Genomic DNA, 20,623 nt, shown 5'->3' with positions numbered 1-20,623 from the left:
GATAGTTCCCGCCGACTTTTTGTACCGTCTTGTCAGGGCGAACACGGATTTTCCGGGCCCGCGAGACAAGCCGTCGAGTGTTCAGCGCACATCAGGAATATGAAATTTTCGGCGGTTGTTGCTGTTCCTGCGCCTGAGGGTTGATTTGCCCCATGGTCTGTTGAGCCATGTCCATGGCCTTATCAAGCATGCCCAAGCCCTTGTCCAGAAGGTCCATGCCCTTATCAGCCATATTGAGAGCTTGGGGGGCCATGCCGAGCAAAGATAGTGGATCCATATCAGGTTCTCCTGCAGTCAAATGAGAGGAACATTCCTCTTACATGCTGCGTGGCAAAATCCCCCTGATGAGTTCCAGCTTTTTCCTGGCTTTTTCCATTTGTAACTGCCCACAAAAAAGCCCGGCAATCGCCGGGCTCTTTCTACTGCAAGCGGTACTTAAGCAGTGAAGGTTTTGCCTTCGAACTGCTCAGCCACGAACTTCCAGTTGACCAGGTTCCAGAACGCTTCCACATACTTTGGACGCACGTTGCGGTAGTCGATGTAGTAAGCGTGTTCCCAGACGTCGCAGGTCAGCAGCGGGGTGTCGCCGCTGGTCAGCGGGTTGCCGGCGCCGATGGTGCTGGCCAGGGCCAGGGAACCGTCAGCCTTTTTCACCAGCCAGCCCCAACCGGAACCGAAGGTGCCGACGGAAGTCTTGGTGAACTCTTCCTTGAACTTGTCGAACGAACCGAAGGCGGCGTTGATCGCCTCAGCCAGTGCGCCGGTAGGTTGACCGCCGGCGTTTGGCGCCAGGCAGTTCCAGTAGAAGGTGTGGTTCCAGACCTGAGCGGCGTTGTTGAAGATGCCGCCCGAAGAAGACTTGACGATTTCTTCCAGGGTCTTGCCTTCGAACTCGGTGCCAGGCACCAGGTTGTTCAGGTTCACGACATAGGTGTTGTGGTGCTTGTCGTGGTGATACTCCAAGGTTTCCTTGGAGATGTGCGGCTGCAGGGCATCGTGTGCGTAGGGCAGCGGCGGCAATTCGAAAGCCATGATGATTCTCCTAATCAGGTCAGTTGCGGTGAGCGCAAGGCCGATCACGGGCGGCCAAACAAGCGCCGGGGAGTTTGTACTCTTTGCGGCGCAGGGGCTGGATCATAGCACCGGGGGTGCGGCAAAACCACGCAACAACTGTGTGGGATAGAGGTTCCAGAGCGTTTTGGAATATCTACGCTGCGCTGATTAATTGATAGGCCACGCTGAACATCATGGCGGCCACCAGCAGGTCCAGAATCCGCCAGGTGGCGGGGCGCGCCAGCCACGGTGCCAGCCATGCCGCGCCCAGTGCCAGGGTCATGAACCACAGCAGWGAAGCGCTGGCGGCACCGGCCACGTAAGCGCCGGGTTCGGTTTGCTGGGCGCCGAGGGAGCCGATCAACAAGACGGTGTCCAGATACACGTGGGGGTTGAGCAAGGTCACCGCCAGGGCGCTGAGCATCACTGCCTTCAGGGAGCGCACCTTGAGCTGCTCGCCCTGGCCCAGGCTTTGTTTCGAACAGGCCCGGCGCAGGGCAAGGGTGCCGTACCACAACAGGAACGCTGCGCCGCCCCACCGGGCGATCGCCAGCAGTACTGGGTTATGCGCCAGCACGGTGGCCAGGCCGAACACACCGGCCGCCACCAGGATGGCATCGCACACCACGCACAAGGCCGCCACAGGCAGGTGATGTTCACGGCGCAGGCTTTGCGCCAGGACAAAGGCGTTCTGGGTGCCAATCGCCATGATCAAGCCGAAGGCCACCAACAAGCCGTTCATATAACTTTGCCACATAGGATTTACTCCGCGCCCGCCGCCAATTGCCGCAACACCGTCATGGCGCGCTCGGCATCGGCGCGGCCGACAAACAGGTGATCGTGGTAGTAGCCGGCAATCACGTTGCAGCTGATCCCGGCGGAGCCCAGGGCTGTGGCAAACGCGGCGGTCAGGCCCACGGCTTCCAAGGCTGAATGCACATTGAGGGTGATCCACGCCGCGACGTACTCGAAGGCCAGCCCGGCCTTTTCAGCCTGCTGGCGCTCGACGATCAGCGTCAGGCCTTCCTGCTCGCGGAAGCTGCCGATCACCTCGCATCCCTCGGGGATGCGGCTGTCGGCCAGGGTGCAGAACACGTAGTCGCCATCATTGAGGTGTGGGCTCATGCTGCGCAGCAGGGTTGCCAGGGCGGTTTCGCCAGCCATGTGGAGGGTCCTTGAATAAGAAGAAACGATGCTGGCTATTCTCACGTTCAAGGCTGTATAAGAAAAACCAATATTGCTGATCGCTCATTAGGAAAACTGATGTTCGACTATAAATTGCTTTCCGCCCTCGCAGCGGTGGTGGAACAGGCCGGGTTTGAGCGCGGCGCTCAGGTGCTGGGAATCTCCCAGTCGGCGATTTCCCAGCGCATCAAGCTGCTGGAAGCGCGAGTCGGCCAGCCGGTGCTGGTACGGGCCACGCCGCCGACACCCACCGAAATCGGCCGCCGTTTGCTCAACCACGTGCAACAGGTGCGGCTGCTGGAGCGCGACCTGCAAAGCCAGGTGCCCGCGCTGGACGAAGAGGGCATGCCCGAGCGCCTGCGCATCGCCTTGAATGCCGACAGCCTGGCCACTTGGTGGGCCGAGGCGGTGAGCGACTTCTGCGCCGAGCAGCACCTGCTGCTGGACCTGGTGGTAGAGGACCAGACCGTCGGCCTCAAACGCATGCGCGCCGGTGAAGTGGCGGCCTGCATTTGCGCCAGCGAACGCCCGGTGGCCGGTGCCCGTAGCCTGTTGCTCGGTGCCATGCGTTACCGGGCGCTGGCCAGCCCGGCGTTTGTCGCTCGGCACTTTCCCGAGGGCGTACGCGCCGATCAACTGGCCCGCACGCCGGCGTTGGTGTTCGGGCCGGATGATTTCCTGCAGCATCGCTACCTGGCTTCCCTGGGCGTTGACGGTGGTTTCGAACACCATTTATGCCCATCGTCCGAAGGGTTTATCCGCCTGACGGAAGCCGGATTGGGCTGGGGCCTGGTGCCCGAATTGCAGGTGCGTGACCAGCTGGAAAGAGGTGTGCTGGTGGAGTTATTGCCAGATAAGCCGATCGATGTGCCGCTGTACTGGCATCATTGGCGCAGTGGTGGACAATTGCTGGGCTTGCTGACCGATCATCTGGCACACACAACAGGGCAATGGTTGGTGCCGTTGGAGTGATGGCCAGCGTCAAGGCAACAGCGATGAAAAACGAAAGAATGCGGAGTAAGTCATGAAAATTCTGGTCACCGGCGCAAGCGGCTTCATTGGCGGGCGTTTTGCGCGTTTCGCCCTGGAGCAGGGCCTGGACGTGCGGGTCAACGGGCGGCGGGCCGAGGGTGTGGAACACCTGGTGCGGCGCGGCGCCGAGTTTATCCAGGGTGATTTGAATGATCCGGACCTGGTGCGCGAGTTGTGTCGCGACGTCGAAGCCGTGGTGCACTGCGCCGGGGCCGTGGGGTTGTGGGGGCGTTATCAGGATTTCCACCAGGGCAATGTGCTCGTCACCGAAAACGTGGTGGAGGCCTGCCTGAAACAACGGGTCGGGCGCCTGGTGCACCTGTCGTCGCCGTCGATCTACTTCGATGGCCGCGATCATCTGGGGCTGACCGAAGAGCAAGTGCCCAAGCGCTTCAAGCATCCCTATGCGGCCACCAAATACCTGGCGGAACAAAAGGTGTTCGGTGCCCAGGAGTTCGGCCTCGAAGTACTGGCCCTGCGCCCGCGGTTTGTCACGGGGGCCGGCGACATGAGCATCTTCCCGCGCCTGTTGAAAATGCAGCGCAAAAACCGCCTGGCAATTGTTGGCGATGGCCTGAACAAGGTCGATTTCACCAGCGTGCACAACCTCAACGAAGCCTTGCTCAGCGGTTTGCTCGCGACGGGCTCGGCGTTGGGCAAGGCCTATAACATCAGCAACGGTACCCCGGTGCCGGTGTGGGATGTGGTGAACTACGTGATGCGCCAAATGGACATGCCCCAGGTCACTCGTTACCGGTCCTACGGCTTGTCCTACAGTGTTGCGGCGCTCAATGAGGCGTTTTGCGCGATGTGGCCAGGCCGTCCTGAGCCGGCGTTGTCACGGCTGGGCATGCAGGTCATGAACAAAGATTTCACCCTCGACATCACCCGCGCACGGCATTATCTCGACTACCAGCCCAAGGTCAGCCTGTGGGCGGCCCTCGATGAGTTTTGCAGTTGGTGGAAAGCCCAGCACGTGGGGCTTAAATAACCAGCAACACACCGGGAACCGAATTTGCGACCCAGGGTCGATCAGTGCGGCAGGTCGAGGTTTATACTTCGGCGCTTGGCTATCTATATGCCACCTCAAAGGTTTGAAGGTTGATTCATGCGTAACGATGCTAACGACGACTTTGACAACGTCCCCAGCCTGCGGGCTGACACCTCGGACGACGATGATTTTGAGCCTACGCCGGCCACGTCCGTGCGCTCCCGGCCAACGCCGGTAGTCAAGGTCAAGAGCGCCAGTACCGGGCCGTTGTGGGCATTGGTCGGCGCGCTGCTGTTCGCCTTTGCCGGCCTTGCCTGGTGGAGCTTCCAGCAGATTTCCCTGATGGGCCAGCAACTGGTGGCGACCCAGGAAAGCTTCGCGCGCATCAGCGAAGAAGCGGCGGGGCGCCTGCAGGACATTTCCGGCAAGGTGGTGGCCAGCGAGGCCAGTGTGAATAACGGCAGTGAAGCCCTGAAGCTACAGATCAAGCAGCTGGAAACCCAGTTGCTGGAGCAGGGCAAGCAGCAGTTGGGCGTGGCGGGCCAGGCGACTGACCTCGACAAGCGCCTGGAGCAAATGACTGCCAGCACCACCCAACTGGCCGGCGCCAACGCGCAGTTGCAGGGCCAGGTCCAGGCGCTGACGGATGCGGTGGCAACCCTCAAGTCCCGGGACACCGAATTCAAGGAGCTCTCCGCCGACGTCGCCGCGCTGAAAAAACAGGGCAACCCTGCGGCCGCGATTGCCCGCCTGGAGCAGGACCTTGTGGTCCTCAAGAGCGAGCAGGACAGCCGCCCGGCCGCCTCCGACGGCCCGTCCAACAAGGAATTCGACGTGTTCCGTATCCAGACCACGCGCAACGTCACCACTTTGCAGAGCCAGGTGCAGAACCTGCAGCAGCAGATCAACCAGCCGGCGCGGATCACCCCACTCGGGCAGCCATGATGTTGATCCCTTGTAGGAGTCATGCGCATGACTCCTACAAGCCCTAGCACACTCAATGTCACCATTCGGTGACATTTCCTACCTCCTTCGTTACTTGCCCTCGCTCCGCCCTTGTTTAGACTCCCGTCATCCCGCACATAATAAAAAGGGCTAATCATGACCACGCAACCACTGCCTGCCAGTAGTTGGCTGAACGCACCTGCCCATCACGCCTGGCTTGCCACTGAAGGCCAGCGCCTGCTGTCATTCGCCAAGGCGTCCAGGCTGCCTGAAGGCTTCGGCAACCTCGACGACCGCGGCGTCTTGCCGCCCGATGCCGTCGCCGAAACCATGAACACTGCCCGCATGACCCACAGCTTCGCCATGGCCCACGGCCTGGGCTTGCCCGGTTATGCCGAGCTGGTGGAGCACGGTGTCGCGGCCCTCAGCGGCCCGCTACGCGACGCCCGCCACGGCGGCTGGTTCGCCAAGCCCGATGCCCGCGATGGCAACACCGGCAAGGCCGCCTACCTGCACGCCTTTGTGGCCTTGGCCGCCAGCTCTGCGGTAGTGGCCGGCGCACCCGGCGCCCAGACCTTGCTCAACGACGCGACCCACATCATCGACCAGTACTTCTGGAGCGAAGAGGAGGGCGCGATGCTCGAGTCCTTTGCCCAGGACTGGAGCGGTGTCGAAGCCTATCGCGGCGCCAACAGCAACATGCACGCCACCGAAGCCTTCCTGGCCCTGGCCGATGTCACCGGTGAAACCCGCTGGCTCGACCGCGCGCTGCGCATCGTCGAGCGGATTATTCATACCCATGCGGCGGAAAACCGGGACATGGTGATCGAACATTTCGACAGCCACTGGCAACCCTTGCGCGGTTACAACGAAGACAACCCGGCCGACGGTTTTCGCCCCTACGGCATCACCCCCGGCCACGGCTTTGAATGGGCGCGGCTGGTGTTGCACCTTGAGGCCGCGCGCCTGGACGCCGGGCTCGTCACCCCCGATTGGTTGTTGACCGACGCCAAGGGCCTGTTCGCCAGCGCCTGCGAATATGCCTGGGCGGTCGACGGTGCCCCCGGCATTGTCTATACCCTCGACTGGAGCCAGCGCCCGGTGGTGCGCGAGCGCCTGCACTGGACCCATTGCGAAGCCAGCGCCGCTGCCCAGGCGTTGCTCAAACGCACGGGAGAGCTGCACTACGAGACCTGGTACCGGCGCTTCTGGGAGTTCTGTGAAAGTCATTTCATCGACCGAACCCACGGCAGTTGGCACCACGAACTGAGCCCGAAAAACCAGCCCAGCGCCAAGATCTGGGGTGGCAAGCCGGACCTCTACCACGCCTGGCAGTCTGTATTGCTGCCGGGTCTACCCTTGTCACCGAGCATGGCCAGTGCCGTGGCCGCCGGGCGTTATGTCACTAAGTGGTGACATTTTGGCGTCCCTTTGTTACCTGCACCTGAAAAATCCCTGTTTAAACTCGTTTGCAGCGCAAGCACCGACTTGCATGCATAACAACAAGAAAAAAGGTACTCAGATGAAAGCGATCAGTCGCCTCGCCGTAGCTATTTCCGTTGCCTCGTTGTTTCCCCTCAGTGCTTTTGCCGCCGACTCGAAAGGGACGGTTGAAGTTGTGCATTGGTGGACCTCGGGTGGCGAGAAAGCGGCAGTAGATGTCCTGAAGGCTCAAGTTGAAAAAGACGGTTTCACCTGGAAAGACGGTGCCGTCGCCGGCGGTGGCGGTTCCACTGCCATGACCGTGCTGAAAAGCCGCGCCGTTGCTGGCAACCCGCCAGGCATGGCCCAGATCAAAGGCCCCGACATCCAGGAATGGGCGTCCACCGGGCTGCTCGACACCGACGTCCTGAAGGTTCCCGCCAAAGAAGAAAAGTGGGACTCCCTGCTGGACAAGAAAGTCTCCGATACCGTGAAGTACGAAGGTGATTACGTGGCCGTGCCGGTGAACATTCACCGCGTCAACTGGCTGTGGATCAACCCGGAAGTCTTCAAGAAAGCCGGTATCGAAAAACCGCCTACCACCCTCGAAGAGTTCTACGCCGCTGGCGACAAGCTGAAGAAAGCCGGCTTCATTCCGCTCGCCCACGGTGGCCAGCCTTGGCAGGACAGCACCGTTTTCGAAGCCGTCGTACTCTCGGTAATGGGGGCTGACGGTTACAAGAAAGCCCTGGTCGACCTGGACGAAAAAGCCCTGACCGGCCCTGAAATGATCAAGTCCCTGACCGAGCTGAAGAAAGTCGCGACCTACATGGACGTCGACGGCAAGGGTCAGGACTGGAACCTGGAAGCCGCCAAAGTCATCAATGGCAAGGCCGGCATGCAGATCATGGGTGACTGGGCCAAGAGTGAATGGACCGCCGCCAAGAAAGTCGCCGGCAAAGACTACGAGTGCGTAGCCTTCCCGGGCACCGACAAGGCGTTCACCTACAACATCGATTCCCTCGCGGTGTTCAAGCAGAAAGACAAAGGCACTGCTGCCGGTCAGCAGGACATCGCCAAAGTCGTGTTGAGCGAAAACTTCCAGAAAGTCTTCAGCATCAACAAGGGCTCGATCCCGGTTCGTATCGACATGTTGAAAGACATGGGCAAATACGGCTTTGACTCCTGCGCCCAGACCGCCGCCAAGGACTTCCTGGCAGACGCCCAGACCGGCGGCCTGCAGCCAAGCATGGCGCACAACATGGCGACCACGCTGGCCGTACAAGGCGCGTTCTTTGACGTAGTCACCAACTACATCAACAACCCGGCCGCTGATCCGGCAGCCACCGCGAAGCAACTGTACAGCGCGGTCAAGTCGGCCAAGTAACGGTTAGTACTGAATGGCCTTGCGGGGGGACCCCTAACCCCCGCAAGGCATGTTCCTGTAGTCCTTTTTCCCTGTACTGGATTTTCCCATGAGTTCTGTTGCTGTGTTCAGCAAAGCCTCGCCGTTCGATGCACTGCAGCGCTGGCTACCCAAACTGGTGCTGGCGCCGAGCATGTTCATCGTTCTGGTGGGCTTCTATGGCTACATCCTGTGGACGTTTGTGCTGTCGTTCACTAACTCGACTTTCCTGCCGACCTACAAGTTCGTGGGCCTGGCTCAATACGCGCGCTTGTTCGACAACGACCGCTGGTGGGTCGCGAGCAAGAACCTCGCGGTGTTCGGTGGCATGTTCATCGGCATCACGTTGGTGATCGGCGTGACGCTGGCGATTTTCCTCGACCAGAAAATCCGTCGCGAAGGCTTTATCCGCACCATTTACCTGTACCCGATGGCGCTCTCGATGATCGTTACCGGTACCGCCTGGAAATGGCTGCTCAACCCGGGCATGGGCCTGGACAAACTGCTGCGTGACTGGGGCTGGGAAGGCTTTCGCCTGGACTGGCTGATCGACCCGGACCGTGTGGTGTATTGCCTGGTGATCGCCGCTGTGTGGCAAGCCTCGGGCTTCATCATGGCAATGTTCCTCGCCGGCCTGCGCGGTGTTGATCAATCGATCATCCGTGCTGCGCAGATCGACGGCGCGAGCATGCCGCGCATCTACTGGAAAGTGGTGCTGCCAAGCCTGCGTCCGGTGTTCTTCAGTGCGGTGATGATTCTGGCGCACATCGCGATCAAGAGTTTCGACCTGGTGGCGGCCATGACCGCGGGTGGTCCGGGTTACTCCTCCGACCTGCCAGCGATGTTCATGTACTCCTTCACCTTCAGCCGCGGCCAGATGGGCATGGGCTCGGCCAGTGCGATTCTGATGCTCGGTGCGATTCTCGCAATCATCGTGCCTTACCTGTACTCCGAGCTAAGGACCAAGCGCAATGACTAGTCTTGTCGGCAAACCTGCCATCAGCCTGAGCCGCATCGCGATCTACGCGGTGCTGATCCTCGCTGTCCTGTTGTACCTGGTGCCGTTGGTGGTCATGTTGCTGACCAGCTTCAAGACCCCGGAAGACATCAGCACCGGCAACCTGCTGAGCTGGCCTTCCGTTGTCACCGGCATTGGCTGGGTGAAAGCCTGGGCCACGGTTGACGGTTACTTCTGGAACTCGATCAAGATCACCGTTCCGGCCGTGCTGATCTCCACCGCCATCGGTGCCTTGAACGGCTACGTGCTGTCGATGTGGCGTTTTCGCGGCTCGCAGTTGTTCTTCGGCCTGCTGCTGTTCGGCTGCTTCCTGCCGTTCCAGACCGTGCTGCTGCCAGCCTCGTTCACCCTCGGCAAGATGGGCCTGGCCAGTACCACCACGGGCCTGGTGTTCGTGCACATCGTCTACGGACTGGCGTTTACTACACTGTTCTTCCGTAACTACTACGTCAGCATTCCCGATGCACTGGTGAAGGCGGCACGCCTGGATGGCGCGGGGTTCTTCACGATCTTCCGCCTGATCATCCTGCCGATGTCGACACCGATCATCATGGTGTGCCTGATCTGGCAGTTCACGCAGATCTGGAACGACTTCCTGTTCGGCGTGGTGTTCTCCAGCGGTGATTCGCAGCCCATCACAGTGGCGCTGAACAACCTGGTCAACACCAGTACCGGGGTCAAGGAATATAACGTTGATATGGCGGCGGCGATGATCGCCGGGCTGCCGACCCTGCTGGTCTATGTGGTCGCAGGCAAGTATTTCGTGCGCGGCCTGACGGCCGGCGCGGTCAAGGGGTAATCATGGCAACGCTTGAACTTCGTAACGTAAACAAGACCTACGGTACCGGCCTGCCGGACACCCTGAAGAACATCGAACTGTCGATCAAGGAAGGTGAGTTCCTGATCCTGGTCGGGCCTTCGGGTTGCGGCAAGTCGACCTTGATGAACTGCATTGCCGGCCTGGAAAACATCACCGGCGGCGCGATCATGATCGGCGATCAGGACGTGAGCGGCATGAGTCCCAAGGATCGCGACATCGCCATGGTGTTCCAGTCCTACGCGCTGTACCCGACCATGAGCGTGCGCGAGAACATCGAGTTCGGCCTGAAGATTCGCAAGATGCCCCAGGCGGCGATCGACGAAGAAGTGGCGCGCGTCGCCAAGCTGCTGCAGATCGAGCACCTGCTCAATCGCAAGCCGGGCCAGCTCTCGGGCGGCCAGCAACAGCGCGTGGCCATGGGCCGTGCACTGGCGCGTCGTCCGAAGATCTACCTGTTCGACGAACCGCTGTCCAACCTCGACGCCAAGCTGCGGGTCGAGATGCGTACCGAAATGAAACTGATGCACCAGCGTCTGAAAACCACCACCGTCTACGTCACCCACGATCAGATCGAAGCGATGACCCTGGGGGACAAAGTGGCGGTGATGAAGGACGGCATCATCCAGCAGTTCGGCACGCCGAAAGAGATCTACAACGACCCGGCCAACCTGTTCGTGGCGAGCTTTATCGGTTCGCCGCCGATGAACTTCATTCCACTGCGCCTGCAACGCAAGGACGGCCGCCTGGTGGCGCTGCTGGACAGCGGCCAGGCCCGGTGTGAATTGCCGCTGAGCATGAACGATGCAGGCCTTGAAGACCGCGAAGTGATCCTGGGCCTGCGCCCGGAGCAGATCGTGCTCGCCGCAGCCGAAGCCACCGGCGCACCGACCATTCGGGCCGAGGTGCAAGTCACCGAACCGACTGGCCCGGACACCCTGGTGTTCGTGCAAATCAATGACACCAAGGTCTGCTGCCGCCTGGCGCCCGATGTGGCGCCGCAGGTGGGCGAGACCCTGACCCTGCAGTTCGATCCGGCCAAGGTGTTGCTGTTCGACGCCAAGACCGGTGAGCGTCTGGGCACTGCCGCTTCGTTGCCTGCACAGGAGCGCAGTGACAACGTCGCTCAATTCAAGGGACGTTGAATGGCAGGAGCGGGCACGCTCCTGTCGGGGAACCAGGGACAAAGAAGTAAACCGCGTTAGATAAAAACAGTTAATAACAATAAAGACGAGGATGTAGGGATGAAAAAGCAACACAACAACACCCGGCTGATCTGCCAACTGTCAGCAGCAGCAGCCCTGGTATTGTCCGCCAATGCGATGGCGGCCGATGCATTCAGCTCCGATTCCAAGTGGATGACCGGCGATTGGGGCGGTGAGCGTACCAAGCTGATCGAGCAAGGTATCGACATCAAGGCGGATTACGTAGGTGAAGTCGGTGGCAACCTCAGCGGTGGCTACAACAACGACAAAACTGCCCGTTACGCTGACCAGTTCGGTCTGGGCGTAGCACTGGACCTGGACAAGCTGTGGGGCTGGAGCAACACCCAGGCCAAGATCCAGTTGACCAATCGTAATGGTGCGAACATCTCCAACGACCGTATCGGTGACCCGCGTGCCGGCACCTTGAGTTCGTCTCAAGAAGTCGACGGCCGTGGCCACATGGTGCGTCTGACGCAGTTCTGGATTCAGCACCAGATGTTCGACAACAAGCTGGACGTGAAACTCGGTTACTTCGGTGAAGGCGAAGACTTCAACACCTTCCCGTGCGACTTCCAGAACCTGTCGTTCTGCGGCTCCCAGGTCGGTAACTATGTAAACACCTGGTACAACTGGCCAGTCAGCCAGGCGGCTATCCGCGTGAAGTACAACATCACGCCTGAGCTGTATGCGCAAATCGGTGCGTACAACCAGAACCCGTCGCAGCTTGAGCACGGCAACGGCTTCAAACTCAGCGGCAGCGGCACCAAGGGCACCGTATTGCCGGTGGAATTGGTCTGGTCGCCTAAGGTCAACGGCCTGCCGGGCGAATACCGTGTGGGTTACTACAAGAGCACCGCCGATGCCACCGACGTACGTGAAGACGTCAACGGCAACGATGCTGGCACCACGGGCGCAGCCTTCCGTGTTCGCAGCAGCAAAAGCGGTTACTGGGGCGTTCTGCAACAGCAACTCACCACCCACAATGGCGACGCTTCCCGCGGCTTGAACATCGCGGCCAACGTCACCTTCCACGACAAAGACACCAACCTGGTCGACAACTACCAGTCGCTGATGCTTGTGTACAAGGGCCCATTCGACGCACGTACCAAAGATGACGTGGGTATCGGTGTCTCCCGTATCCACGCCAACAGTGACGTGAAGAAAAACGCCGAGTTGCTCAATGCCGCTGGTGGTTTCACCGATTACGATCAGTCGGGCTACGCACCGCTGCGTAACACTGAGTACAACGTCGAACTGAACTATGGTTTCCACGTCACCAACTGGCTGACCGTGCGTCCCAACCTGCAATACATCGCCAACCCAGGCGGCGTGAAGCAGGTCGACAACGCGGTAGTCGCGGGCCTGAAAATTCAGTCTACGTTCTAACGTTGTTGCGATAAGCTCCTTCTCTCTGTGCGCATTTTGCGGGTAGCCATGGCTATCCGCTTTTTTTTGTGTGGGAGCTGGCTTGCCTGCGATGCGAGCCCCGCGGTGTATCTGCCACACCGAGGCGATGCCATCGCAGGCAAGCCAGCTCCTACAAAGTTTTTCAGGACCGTGGCACATGCATGAGCATCCGCTGCAACGCTTTTTCAAATCCCTGCGCGAGCGACCGGTATTCGCCTGGGAACGCTTTCAGATGCGCGATGTGTTGGTGATCGATCACCCGCTCTGCCAGGCGGTGTTCAGTCGCCAGGGCGCGCAATTGCTGCACTTTCAGCCCAAGGGCCAGAAACCCTGGCTGTGGTGCGCGGCCAAGTGGCCGCAGGTCGGCGCCATTCGTGGCGGCGTGCCGGTGTGTTGGCCGTGGTATGGCCGCCATCCCAGCGAAAACGCCTGGCCGTCCCATGGTTGGGCACGGCTGATCGACTGGAAACTGCTGGACAGCAGCGCCGACGACGACGGCGTGCGTTTGCACTGGCAATTGCAGCTATGCGATTGGCAGGTGGACCTGCATGCGCACCTGGGGGAAACCCTGGAACTGCGCCTGGCCACCGAGCACCAGGACGAACTGCCATGCCAGCTGAGCCATGCTTTGCACGCCTATTGGCGAATTGGCAACGTCGGTGAGATAGCGCTGTCTGGGCTCGATGGGGCGCAAGGCTACGACCAGCTCAATCGCCAGGTTTGCCAGCAGGAAGGTGAATTGCGGGTCGATGGCGGCTGTCAGCGGGTGTTCCAGCACGAGGGCGAGTTGCACCTCAAGGACCATGCCTGGCAGCGCGAGTTGTGCATCGATACCGGCGAGAGTGCCGACACGGTGGTGTGGCACCCGGGCAGCCGGCCGTTGCTGGGGGTGAGCTTCAACGAGGCGTCGGGGTTTGTGTGTGTGGAGTCGGCGATGGCCGGTGCGAGCCTGGCGCCGGGGGAGAGGGCGCATTTGAGTTTGCAGGCGCGGGTGGGGGCCTGAGGCCTGTGGTGAGCGGGCTTGCCCCGCGCTGGGCTGCGAAGCGGCCCTGAAACCAGCCACCGAGATATACCTGAATCAACTCGGTGAGCTTAATAGGACCGCTTCGCGGCCCAGCGCGGGGCAAGCCCGCTCACCACAGAGGTCGGCACAGTCGCGTAGATTTCGAACTAGTTGAACTCATCCCCGACCGGATACCGGCTGTCATTCAAGCTCTCTTTGATCTTGCGCAAATGCGGCTGGAAATCCACCCCGCGACGCAAGGTCATGCCCGTCGCCAGCACGTCCAGCACCGTCAGCTGGATGATCCGCGAGGTCATCGGCATGTAGATGTCGGTGTCTTCCGGCAACGGAATGTTCAGGCTCACGGTACTGACCTTGGCCAGTGGCGAGTTCTCGGCCGTTACGCCCAGCACCGAAGCACCGTTTTCCCGCGCAATACGCGCCACTTCCACCAACTCACGGGTACGCCCGGTGTAGGAGATGATCACGAATAACTCGCCGGTATGGGCCACCGAAGCGATCATCCGCTGCATCAGCACATCGGCATGGGCCGTGACCGACAGGTTGAAACGGAAAAACTTGTGCAGGGCATCCATGGCCACCGGCGCCGAAGCCCCGAGGCCAAAGAAGTGGATCTGCCGGGCCTGGATCAGCAGGTCCACGGCCTTGCTGATCAGGTTCGGGTCCAGGGCCTGGCAGGCGCTGTCCAGGGAGGCGATGGCGCTGCCAAAGATCTTCTGGGTGTAGGCCTCGGGGTTATCATCGGCCCCTACCGCGCGGCTGACATACGCCGCGCCGCTGGCCAAACTTTGCGCCAGCTGCAATTTAAGTTCAGGGTAACCACTCACGCCGAACGAGCGGCAGAAGCGGTTCACTGTAGGTTCGCTGACCGAAGCGGCCTGGGCGAGGGCGGCGATAGAGAAGCGGGTCGCCTGCTGCGGGTTGAGCAGGATGACCTCGGCGACTTTACGTTCAGCCTTGTTCAGTTCTTCGAGGCGTTTCTGGATCTGTTCCAGTAGATTTCGCACGCGGTCCATTCATGTTTCCTTAGGGCGACGATGCAAATAAGGGTCGTCAACCAGTCGACGAGCGGCCCTTTGCGGTGGCCTATCCTACTTAGGGTAGTTGAACACCACCACTCGGAATACGTTTTTTGGGAAAATGTTGTGGTTATTACTACATTTTTCCTTGAGTGATGCCTTAAAAAAAGGTATTTGTAGCTTAACTTGATAAAAGAACAAACATCATGCCTTCGATAACCGTAGAACCCTGCACCTTTGCCCTGTTTGGCGCCTTGGGTGATCTGGCGCTGCGCAAGTTATTTCCTGCCCTTTATCAACTCGATGGTGCGGGCCTCCTGCACGAAGACACGCGCATCCTGGCCCTGGCCCGTGAGGCGGGTTCCGAGCAGCAGCACCTGGCCCATATCGAAAAAGAATTGCGCAGCTACGTCGGCAAGGAACTGGACGAAACCGTCGCCCAGCGCTTCCTGGCCCGCCTGACGTACCTGCACGTCGACTTCCTGAAAGCCGACGACTATGTTGCCCTGGCGGAAAAAGCCGGCACCGAACAACGCCTGATTGCTTACTTCGCCACCCCGGCGGCGGTGTACGGCGCGATCTGCGAGAACCTGTCCAAGGTCGGCCTGGCGGAAAACACCCGCGTGGTCCTGGAAAAACCCATCGGCTCGGACCTCGATTCGTCGCGCAAGGTCAACGACGCCGTGGCGCAGTTTTTCCCGGAAAACCGCACCTACCGCATCGACCACTACCTGGGCAAAGAAACCGTCCAGAACCTGATCGCCCTGCGTTTTGCCAACAGCCTGTTTGAAACCCAGTGGAACCAGAACTACATCTCCCACGTGGAAATCACCGTGGCCGAGCAGGTCGGCATCGAAGGTCGCTGGGGTTACTTCGACAAGGCCGGGCAACTGCGGGACATGATCCAGAATCACCTGCTGCAGCTGCTGTGCCTGATCGCCATGGACCCGCCGGCCGACCTGTCTGCCGACAGTATTCGTGACGAGAAGGTCAAGGTGCTCAAGGCCCTGGCGCCGATCAGCCCCGATGGCCTGACCACACAAGTGGTGCGCGGCCAATACATCGCCGGCTACAGCGCCGGCAAGCCGGTGCCGGGTTACCTCGAAGAAGAGAATTCAAACACCCAGAGCGACACCGAAACCTTCGTCGCGCTGCGAGCCGATATTCGTAACTGGCGTTGGGCCGGGGTGCCGTTCTATCTGCGCACCGGCAAGCGCATGCCGCAAAAGCTGTCGCAGATCGTCATCCACTTCAAGGAACCGTCCCACTACATCTTCGCCCCCGAGCAGCGCTTGCAGATCAGCAACAAGCTGATCATCCGCCTGCAACCGGACGAAGGTATTTCCTTGCGCGTGATGACCAAGGAGCAGGGCCTGGACAAGGGCATGCAACTGCGCAGCGGGCCACTGCAACTGAATTTTTCCGACACCTATCGCAGCGCGCGGATTCCCGATGCCTACGAGCGGTTGTTACTTGAAGTCATGCGCGGCAACCAGAACCTGTTTGTGCGCAAAGATGAAATTGAAGCCGCGTGGAAGTGGTGTGACCAGTTGATCGCCGGGTGGAAAAAGTCCGGTGATGCGCCCAAGCCGTACGCGGCGGGGTCCTGGGGGCCGATGAGCTCGATTGCACTGATCACGCGGGACGGGAGGTCTTGGTATGGCGATATCTGAACTGAAACTGCCTCAGGGCGTCACTGCCCATGAGTACCGCACCGCGGCGCTGCTGGCCGACGGCTTGGCCAATGACGTGGCCGAACAACTGCGCACGGCCATCAGTGCCCGTGGCGAAGCGACCCTGGTGGTGTCCGGTGGCCGCAGCCCGGTGGCGTTCTTCCAGAACCTCGCCAAACAAGGCCTGGACTGGTCCAAGGTGACCATCACCCTGGCCGACGAGCGCTGGGTGCCGGTGGAACATGCCGACAGCAATGCCGGCCTGTTGAAAAAGTATTTGCTGCAAGGGCCGGCGGCCAAGGCGAAGTTCCTGAGCCTGTACAGCGTCGCCGCCACCCTTGAGCAGGCTGCCGAGCAGGCCGATCGCCTGCTGGCCGAGTTGCCGGCGATTGACGTGCTGGTACTGGGCATGGGCGACGACGGCCACACCGCGTCGCTGTTCCCCAACAGCCCGAACCTGGCTGATGCACTGAAGCCAGATGGCAGCCGTCGTTGCTGGCCAATGCTGGCGCCGACCGTGCCGCACCAGCGCCTGACCATGAGTCGCGCATTGCTGGCCACCGCCCACTACACCGTGCTGTCGATTTCCGGCAGCTCGAAATTGACCACCTTGAGCGCCGCGCTGGCCAGTGACGACGTTGCTGCCATGCCGATACGCGCGTTTTTGCAACCTACTTTAGAGATTTACTGGTGCCCATGAGCCAAGGATCAGCCGCGATGAACAGCCCTCAACCTACCGTTTCCATGGCGGACAAAGTTGCCTTGATCGACAGCCTCTGCGCCAAGGCGCGGATCCTGCCGGTGATCACCATTGCCCGTGAACAGGACATTCTGCCGCTGGCCGATGCCCTGGCTGCCGGTGGTTTGACCGCACTGGAAGTGACCCTGCGTTCGCAGTTCGGCCTGAAGGCCATTCAGGTGCTGCGTGAGCAGCGTCCGGAGCTGTGCACCGGCGCCGGTACCGTGTTGGATCGCCATATGCTGGAAGCGGCCGAAGTGGCCGGTTCGCAATTTATCGTCACCCCGGGCATTACCCGTGACCTGCTGGAAGCCTCGGTGCACAGCCCGATTCCGCTGTTGCCTGGCATCAGCAATGCTTCCGGGATCATGGAAGGTTATGGCCTGGGTTATCGCCGCTTCAAGCTGTTCCCGGCTGAAGTCAGCGGTGGCGTGGCGGCCATCAAAGCGTTGGGCGGCCCGTTTGGCGAAGTGAAATTCTGCCCGACTGGCGGTGTGGGCCCGGCCAACATCAAGAGCTACATGGCCTTGAAGAATGTGATGTGCGTGGGCGGTAGCTGGATGCTTGATCCTGAGTGGGTCAAGAACGGCGACTGGGCACGTATCCAGGAAACCACCGCCGAGGCGCTGGCCCTGATGGACTGATTGGATTTACCGAATCGTTGTTGCTGTGTTCTACGGCATTTTTGCGGCGCACTTGGTCGGTGTGCCGCTTTTTTTTGCCTGCTGGAAACCTTCAGGGGTGACTGAGTACATATCCGTTATTCAGGTAACGGCGGCTTATGGTTTCGCTCTTACAGCGACTCACTTTGGAAGAGCCCCAAAGTAAGCAAAGGGCTCTGCCCCGCCTGTCGGCACCTCGCTAAGGCTCGGTGTTCCCTCACTCCGGCATTGCTCCGCGGGCCGCCGCGACGGGGCGTCCCTGCCCCGTCGCGGCTAAACCGGCGTCCTGCCGGTTTACCCGCTCCTCAATCCCTGCGTTCGGCCTCGGGCTTATTGGGGCAGTCAGAGCCAGATCAAAATCAAAAGCAAGAGCACAGCGGCCTACAGGCCGGCTTGAGTGGTAGAAGCCAGATCAAAAGCCAAAGCCAAAGCGAAAACCAAATCTGAAACTGATGCAGCTCTGCTTTTCTGTGGGAGCTGGCTTGCCTGCGATGCAGACAACTCGGTCTCTCAGGTGCACCGAGGCGATGCCATCGCAGGCAAGCCAGCTCCCACATTTGACCGTGCCCGCTGTAGATTTTGATTTTGCCTTTGCTTCACACCACTCAAGCCGGCCTGTAGGCCGCTGTGCTCTTGATCTGCTTTTGATCTTGATCTTAGGCGCCCCGTTAAACCACGCTGGCCGAACGCAGGTAGTACGGAGCGGGTAAACCGGCAGGACGCCGGTTTAGCCGCGACGGGGCAGGGACGCCCCGTCGCGGCGGCCCGCGCAGTAGTACCGGAGAGAGGGCACACCGAGCATTAGCGAGGTGCCGAGTGGTGGGGCAAGAGCGTTTTGCTTACTTTTGCGCTTTTCAAAAGTGAGCCGCTGTAAGAGCGGAACCCTAAGTGGCCGTTACCTAAATAACGGATATACACGCTAAGGCGCGCTCAGTTCTGTGATGGCTTTGATCAACACGTGGATGTCCGCCGCTGACGTCAGAAAGCCCGGCGTCACCCGAATACAACTGCCGAACGACGCGCCGCTGCGGGTCGTGGTAAACAGGTCATATTCCTTGAGCAACCGATCCGCCATCACCTGTTGATCCGGCTGATCAGTGAACTTGAACGAGGTGATCGCGCAATACAGCCGTGGATCGTCCGGCGTCAGCACTTCAATTCCCGGCAACTGCCGCACCTCGCTCACCCACAAATCCCGCAGGTAGTTGAGCCGGGCGCCTTTGGCCTTCGAGCCGCCCAATGCCCGATGCTCTTCGAACACCAGCGGCAACGTCATCAGTGCCGGGAAATTCGGCGTGCTGTATGGCGTACGCGCACGTACATCGGTGACCGGGTAGTGAAACTCGCCCATGTCGGGATCAATGTCCGCCAGCCGCTGCGGGTCGATATAGATAAAGCCCAGGGTCAGCGGCGCGCCAATCCACTTGTGCAGATTAAAGCCGGCAAACGCGATGCCCAACTGCGCCAGGTTGAACTCGATCTGCCCCAACGCATGGGCGCCATCCAGGATCACATCAATCCCGTGTTCTTTGGCGGCGGTGGCAATTGCCTCCACCGGCATTACCAGTCCGGTGCGGTGGGTCACGTAAGTCAGTGCAAGCAATTTCAGACACGGGTAGCGCACGAACGCATCGCGATACGTCTGCACCAGGCTGTCGAAACTGGCCGGGTGTTCGTGGGCAATCTCGATGACCTCCACCCCACGGTTCTGCGCCAGCCAGCGCATGGCGCCCTTGACGGTGTCGTATTCCAGGTCGCTGATCAGCACCTGGTCGCCCGGCTGCAGGCGGTTGTAGTTGCGGATCAGCGATTGCAAGGCATCCGAGGCGCAGCGGGTGAGGGCGACGGCTTCAGGGGCGGCGTCCATTAACTGCGCCAACTGGTTACGAATCTCGAGGTTTTCGCCCTGCTCGAAACGCTGGCGCACATGGATCGAATTGCTGCGATTGATGAAGGCTACGTGGTCCTGATACTGCTGCAGCACCGCGCGGCTCATGCGCCCGAAGTACCCGTTTTCGAGGTTGATCGGGCCGGGCTCCAGGTCGTAGCGCTGGGCGATTTGGTGCCAGTGTTGTTCGTCGCGGGTACTGTCCATGTGCGTGCTCTATTAATGACGAGGGGCTGGCTTGCCGTGTTTGGCGCGCAGGGGTTCCAGCAGTTCGGACAAGCCGTTGTGGTCGATTTCCTGCATCAGTGCCAGTAACCCACCCAACTCGCCGTGGGGGAAACCTTCACGGGCAAACCAGTTCAGGTAGGGGCCAGGCAGGTCGGCAATGATCCGGCCCTTGTACTTGCCGAAGGGCATTTCGCGGGTGATCAGCAGTTCAAGTTTTTCAGGGTTCATTGGGGCTTCAAGTGTTTGAGTCGATGCGTTGGAAAATACAGGCATTCTGCATGGAGGCCAAATGACAGATCATGCAAATAAAGCGGATACAGATTTTTGGGTAATATTTAACTTGTTGAAATATAAGGATTAATTTGTTTTTCAAAAGCTGGCACGGGCGCTGCAGTTACTAATGCACGTTACTTAACCCGCGAAGGAATTGAAAAATGACTGATATCAACAAAGAATCGATCTCCGTACTCAATGACCTGATCGAGACCAGCAAGGACGGCCAGGAAGGCTTCAAGACCTGCGCAGAAGACATCAAGCATCCAGAACTCAAAGCCCTGTTTGCCAAACGTTCCGTTGATTGCGCCACCGCCGCTGCCGAACTGCAGACCGCCGTTAAAGCACTGGGTGGCGATCCGGAAAAATCCGGCAGCGTCGCTGGCGCCCTGCACCGTGGCTGGGTCGACGTGAAGTCGCTGGTCACCGGTAAAGATGAAGAAGCTGTGCTGAACGAAGCCGAGCGCGGTGAAGACCACGCGCTGAAGGCTTACAAAGAAGCGATCGAGAAGATCAACAAGCACAACCTGCTGGGTATCCGCGACCTGGTGGAGCGTCAGTTCCACGGCGCGCAACGCAACCACGACCAGGTGAAAGCCCTGCGTAACCAGGCACGCGCTCAGTCTTGAGCCCGGCC

General features: G+C 60.1%; 21 protein-coding genes. 14 read left to right on the top strand and 7 right to left on the bottom strand.

Going from position 1 to position 20,623, the window contains the following annotated elements:
• Positions 1-91 precede the first annotated feature (91 nt).
• The 4 genes from P3C29_RS14630 to P3C29_RS14615 all read right to left on the bottom strand — a co-directional run bounded on the left by P3C29_RS14630 (position 92) and on the right by P3C29_RS14615 (position 2,217).
• Positions 92-277, bottom strand: coding sequence for a hypothetical protein (locus tag P3C29_RS14630; RefSeq protein WP_201125166.1), 186 nt, complete (start codon positions 275-277; stop codon positions 92-94).
• A gap of 158 nt (positions 278-435) precedes the next feature.
• Positions 436-1,032 (bottom strand): Fe-Mn family superoxide dismutase, encoded by a 597-nt coding sequence (locus tag P3C29_RS14625; RefSeq protein WP_003212997.1) that lies wholly within the window; start codon positions 1,030-1,032, stop codon positions 436-438.
• Positions 1,033-1,207: 175 nt separating this feature from the next.
• Entirely contained in the window at positions 1,208-1,810 is a 603-nt protein-coding gene (locus P3C29_RS14620) for a LysE/ArgO family amino acid transporter (protein WP_275964789.1), read from the bottom strand.
• Positions 1,811-1,815: 5 nt separating this feature from the next.
• Positions 1,816-2,217 carry an ACT domain-containing protein gene (locus P3C29_RS14615; protein ID WP_201125164.1) on the bottom strand — a complete coding sequence of 134 codons (402 nt, stop codon included), beginning with the start codon at positions 2,215-2,217 and terminating at the stop codon, positions 1,816-1,818.
• Between the two features lie 99 nt (positions 2,218-2,316).
• On the opposite strand from P3C29_RS14615, the gene P3C29_RS14610 reads away from it, so the two are divergent.
• The 10 genes from P3C29_RS14610 (at position 2,317) to P3C29_RS14565 (ending at position 13,483) form a co-directional block, all read left to right on the top strand.
• Positions 2,317-3,210: a LysR family transcriptional regulator ArgP gene (locus tag P3C29_RS14610; protein WP_169386104.1), complete on the top strand. Its 894-nt coding sequence runs from the start codon at positions 2,317-2,319 to the stop codon at positions 3,208-3,210.
• Positions 3,211-3,262: 52 nt separating this feature from the next.
• Complete coding sequence (locus tag P3C29_RS14605; RefSeq protein WP_275964788.1) at positions 3,263-4,261, top strand: NAD-dependent epimerase/dehydratase family protein; 999 nt, start codon at positions 3,263-3,265, stop codon at positions 4,259-4,261.
• 117 nt (positions 4,262-4,378) lie between these two features.
• On the top strand, positions 4,379-5,206 hold the full coding sequence (locus tag P3C29_RS14600; RefSeq protein ID WP_201125163.1) for an ATPase: 828 nt from the start codon (positions 4,379-4,381) through the stop codon (positions 5,204-5,206).
• Positions 5,207-5,362: 156 nt separating this feature from the next.
• Positions 5,363-6,622, top strand: a complete 1,260-nt coding sequence (locus P3C29_RS14595; protein WP_275964787.1) for an AGE family epimerase/isomerase — start codon at positions 5,363-5,365, stop codon at positions 6,620-6,622.
• A 106-nt stretch (positions 6,623-6,728) separates the two neighbouring features.
• A complete protein-coding gene (locus tag P3C29_RS14590; RefSeq protein WP_010169867.1) occupies positions 6,729-8,015 on the top strand; it encodes an ABC transporter substrate-binding protein in 1,287 nt (428 codons plus the stop codon).
• A gap of 88 nt (positions 8,016-8,103) precedes the next feature.
• Positions 8,104-9,012: a sugar ABC transporter permease gene (locus tag P3C29_RS14585; RefSeq protein ID WP_010169866.1), complete on the top strand. Its 909-nt coding sequence runs from the start codon at positions 8,104-8,106 to the stop codon at positions 9,010-9,012.
• Positions 9,005-9,850 carry a carbohydrate ABC transporter permease gene (locus tag P3C29_RS14580; protein WP_010169865.1) on the top strand — a complete coding sequence of 282 codons (846 nt, stop codon included), beginning with the start codon at positions 9,005-9,007 and terminating at the stop codon, positions 9,848-9,850. Before P3C29_RS14585 ends, P3C29_RS14580 begins: the two co-directional genes overlap by 8 nt.
• 2 nt (positions 9,851-9,852) lie before the next feature.
• A complete protein-coding gene (ugpC, locus tag P3C29_RS14575) occupies positions 9,853-11,013 on the top strand; it encodes a sn-glycerol-3-phosphate ABC transporter ATP-binding protein UgpC (protein WP_010169864.1) in 1,161 nt (386 codons plus the stop codon).
• Positions 11,014-11,112: 99 nt separating this feature from the next.
• Positions 11,113-12,459 (top strand): carbohydrate porin, encoded by a 1,347-nt coding sequence (locus tag P3C29_RS14570; RefSeq protein WP_010169863.1) that lies wholly within the window; start codon positions 11,113-11,115, stop codon positions 12,457-12,459.
• Between the two features lie 178 nt (positions 12,460-12,637).
• On the top strand, positions 12,638-13,483 hold the full coding sequence (locus P3C29_RS14565; RefSeq protein WP_275964786.1) for a D-hexose-6-phosphate mutarotase: 846 nt from the start codon (positions 12,638-12,640) through the stop codon (positions 13,481-13,483).
• Positions 13,484-13,650: 167 nt separating this feature from the next.
• On the opposite strand, the gene P3C29_RS14560 is transcribed toward P3C29_RS14565, so the two are convergent.
• Complete coding sequence (locus P3C29_RS14560) at positions 13,651-14,511, bottom strand: MurR/RpiR family transcriptional regulator (RefSeq protein ID WP_177090645.1); 861 nt, start codon at positions 14,509-14,511, stop codon at positions 13,651-13,653.
• Between the two features lie 218 nt (positions 14,512-14,729).
• On the opposite strand from P3C29_RS14560, the gene zwf reads away from it, so the two are divergent.
• Genes zwf through P3C29_RS14545 form a run of 3 tightly spaced genes read left to right on the top strand, consistent with a single transcriptional unit; the run spans position 14,730 to position 17,579 of the window.
• The gene (gene zwf / locus P3C29_RS14555) at positions 14,730-16,196 is read left to right on the top strand and encodes a glucose-6-phosphate dehydrogenase (protein ID WP_076015857.1); all 1,467 of its coding nucleotides are present in this window, start codon (positions 14,730-14,732) and stop codon (positions 16,194-16,196) included.
• Positions 16,183-16,896 carry a 6-phosphogluconolactonase gene (gene pgl, locus P3C29_RS14550; RefSeq protein ID WP_010169859.1) on the top strand — a complete coding sequence of 238 codons (714 nt, stop codon included), beginning with the start codon at positions 16,183-16,185 and terminating at the stop codon, positions 16,894-16,896. The genes zwf and pgl overlap by 14 nt, the downstream gene beginning before the upstream one ends.
• A 17-nt stretch (positions 16,897-16,913) precedes the next feature.
• On the top strand, positions 16,914-17,579 hold the full coding sequence (locus tag P3C29_RS14545; protein WP_275964785.1) for a bifunctional 4-hydroxy-2-oxoglutarate aldolase/2-dehydro-3-deoxy-phosphogluconate aldolase: 666 nt from the start codon (positions 16,914-16,916) through the stop codon (positions 17,577-17,579).
• A gap of 937 nt (positions 17,580-18,516) precedes the next feature.
• On the opposite strand, the gene P3C29_RS14540 is transcribed toward P3C29_RS14545, so the two are convergent.
• Both P3C29_RS14540 and P3C29_RS14535 read right to left on the bottom strand, forming a co-directional pair.
• A complete protein-coding gene (locus P3C29_RS14540; protein ID WP_275964784.1) occupies positions 18,517-19,692 on the bottom strand; it encodes an aminotransferase class V-fold PLP-dependent enzyme in 1,176 nt (391 codons plus the stop codon).
• 12 nt (positions 19,693-19,704) lie between these two features.
• Complete coding sequence (locus P3C29_RS14535; RefSeq protein WP_003213031.1) at positions 19,705-19,941, bottom strand: DUF3820 family protein; 237 nt, start codon at positions 19,939-19,941, stop codon at positions 19,705-19,707.
• Between the two features lie 206 nt (positions 19,942-20,147).
• On the opposite strand from P3C29_RS14535, the gene P3C29_RS14530 reads away from it, so the two are divergent.
• Positions 20,148-20,615: a PA2169 family four-helix-bundle protein gene (locus P3C29_RS14530; protein WP_010169856.1), complete on the top strand. Its 468-nt coding sequence runs from the start codon at positions 20,148-20,150 to the stop codon at positions 20,613-20,615.
• Positions 20,616-20,623: the final 8 nt, after the last annotated feature.

It is taken from the genome of Pseudomonas sp. 1912-s, from assembly GCF_029269205.1.
Classification (GTDB): Bacteria; Pseudomonadota; Gammaproteobacteria; order Pseudomonadales; family Pseudomonadaceae; genus Aquipseudomonas.
The sequence above is the reverse complement of the archived record's forward strand: the minus strand, read 5'-3'. Positions and strand labels throughout refer to the sequence as shown.